Genomic DNA, 2348 nt, shown 5'->3' on the forward strand with positions numbered 1-2348 from the left:
GGCGGTACGGGCAGCGGCGGCACGGGCGACCTGAACGGTGACATCGGCAGCGGCGGCTCGGGTTCGGGCGGTACGGGCAGCGGCGGCACGGGCGACCTGGGGGGTGACGTGGGCAGCGGCGGCTCGGGCAGCGGCGGCACCGGTTCGGGCAGCATGGGCAGCGGTGGCACGGGCTCGGGCGGCACGGGCTCGGGCGGCACGGGCAGCGGCAACACGGGCTCGGGCAGCACGGGCGGCACGGGCATGGGGACGGGTGGCACCCAGGGCAGCCAGGGCACGGGCACCACGAATCCGGGGACCGGCACGGGTTCCGGCTCGGGCTCGCAGCCCGGTTCGGGTGGTAGCTCCGGCCATTGATGGCGGAGCATCTGGCCGGTGTGCCGAGAAGGCCTCCGAGGGCACGCGCCCCGGGGGCCTTCTTTCTTGGGTCTACCTCGTATATTCCCGGTGAAGGCCCGGCCTTGGTTCATGGGGCCCCGTGGGTTTCTTCATGCTCATCGACACGCTGCTGGGCGAGCTTCCGCGCCCCGTCTTCCTCCAGGAGCACTACCTCCAGAAGCCGCTCGCGCGGCCGGCCGCCGCGGCGCATCTGCGCGAGCTGGCGACCTGGGCCACCGTCGAGCGGCTCGTCGAGGACCCCGCGTGCGACCTGCTGCTGGTCCGCGACGGCGTGCTGTGGTCGGGCCCCCGGCCCACCAGCGCCCGGGAGGCCCGCAAGCTCTTTGAGGAGGGCTACTCGCTCGCCCTGAGGCACGCGGATCGGCATGACACGGGGCTCGCGCAGTTGGGACGCTCGCTCTCCGCCGAGCTGCACGGCACGGTGAACCTCCAGGTCTATTGCACCCCTCCGGGCCACGGCAGCTTCGGCTGGCACTGCGACCCGGAGGAGGTCTTCATCTTCCAGACCCAGGGGGCCAAGCGCTACCTGCTGCGGGAGAACACGCTCAACCCGGTGCCCCTGCTCGAGACGATCACCGCCGAGACGAACATCGCGCGCGAGCGGACGCCGACCCTCGAGTGCCGGCTCGAAGCCGGCGACTGGCTCTACATTCCCGGCGGCTTCTGGCACGAGGTCACCGCGCCGGAGCAGGAGTCCATCTCCATCTCGGTGGGCCTCATGCCGCCGACGCCCATCGACGTCGTGGACTTCCTCCGCTCGCACCTGTTGCGCTCGCGCACCTGGCGGCAACGGGTGCCTCCGCTGGGGCATGCCTCTCCGCTCTCGGACGAGGAGAAGGTGGAGCTGTGCCGCTCCCTCTTCCGGGAGCTCGGGGGCGAGCTGCAGCGGATGCTGGAGGATCCGCGAATGGTGCTCCGCTTCATGGCCGCCGCCGCCAGCGCGGGCATCCGCTCCTCGGGAAGCGCCGAGGGCTCACCCCGCGGACCCACCCGGTAGAGGAGCCTCCCGCGAGGGTTGCTCCTCCTGGCCGCTGACGAAGGCGAGGACGGCCCGGGTGAACTCCCGCGGCTCGGTGATGAGCCAGTCGTGGCTGCCGGCGCCGACGTATACCCGGGCACGCGGCATGCGCTCACGCAGCCGGGCCGCGCAGGACAGGGGCATGGTGTGGTCCCTCCGGCCCCACGCGAGCAGGACGGGCACCCGCACCCGGGGCGCGTGGTGGAGCAACGCCGTCAGACAGCCCACCTTCACCTGGTGGAAGAAGGAGCGCGGGTGGCGGAGCGCGTTGTAGCCGATATGCCACCAGGCGCGCAGGTTGAGGCCCCACTCGAAGAGGGCGTCCACCAACCGGGCGCCCACCACGCGCGGCACGGAGCGCTGGCGCCGGGCGCCAATGGTGTCCGCGAGCACGAGCCTGTCCACGCTCTCGCCATGTCGGGCCGCCAGCAGCAGCGCCACGCCTCCGCTGTTGGAGTGCCCCACCAGCAGCACGCGCTCGAGCCGGAGCTGCTCCATGAGGCGTGCTGTCCACCGGGCATAGGCCGCGAGCGTCCACGGCCGCCGGACGGGCGACGAACGGCCCGTGCCTGGCAGCTCCACCACCAGGACGTGGAAGTGCGCCGCCAGCCCGCGGATGAGCGGCAGGTAGGTGCGGGCCCGCACCAGCATGCTCGCGAGCAGCACCAGCACTGGCCCCTCTCCCGCCTCGAGCACCTGCGCGCGTGCCCCGTCCACCTCCACCCATCTCCGGGCGATACGGGGAGGCAGCAGCCCGACATGTCCTTGCGCCGCGGGCCTCGGGTGGCTCACGTGCCTTGGATGCCCTGCGGGTTCATCGGGCTCGCTTCGGTGCCCTCCGCGCCCATCTCCGAGCGCAGGGTGCTCATGAAGGTCTCCCGATCCCGCGCGTCCATGGCTTCGAGGATCCTGGGCGCGATCATCCGCATCA

General features: G+C 72.4%; 3 protein-coding genes. 2 read left to right on the top strand and 1 reads right to left on the bottom strand.

Annotated features, from left to right (window positions below; genetic code table 11):
* Together VF697_RS13870 and VF697_RS13875 are read left to right on the top strand one after the other, a co-directional pair.
* Window positions 1-357: hypothetical protein (locus tag VF697_RS13870; RefSeq protein ID WP_331095095.1), on the top strand; the 357-nt coding region annotated here is incomplete at its 5' end.
* A gap of 121 nt (window positions 358-478) precedes the next feature.
* Window positions 479-1396: a JmjC domain-containing protein gene (locus VF697_RS13875; RefSeq protein WP_331095097.1), complete on the top strand. Its 918-nt coding sequence runs from the start codon at window positions 479-481 to the stop codon at window positions 1394-1396.
* Here the strand turns inward: VF697_RS13875 and VF697_RS13880 are convergent.
* A complete protein-coding gene (locus VF697_RS13880) occupies window positions 1373-2134 on the bottom strand; it encodes an alpha/beta hydrolase (protein WP_331095099.1) in 762 nt (253 codons plus the stop codon). The genes VF697_RS13875 and VF697_RS13880 overlap by 24 nt on opposite strands.
* Window positions 2135-2348: the final 214 nt, after the last annotated feature.

The organism is Archangium sp. (assembly GCF_036388035.1).
Lineage (GTDB): Bacteria > Myxococcota > Myxococcia > Myxococcales > Myxococcaceae > Archangium.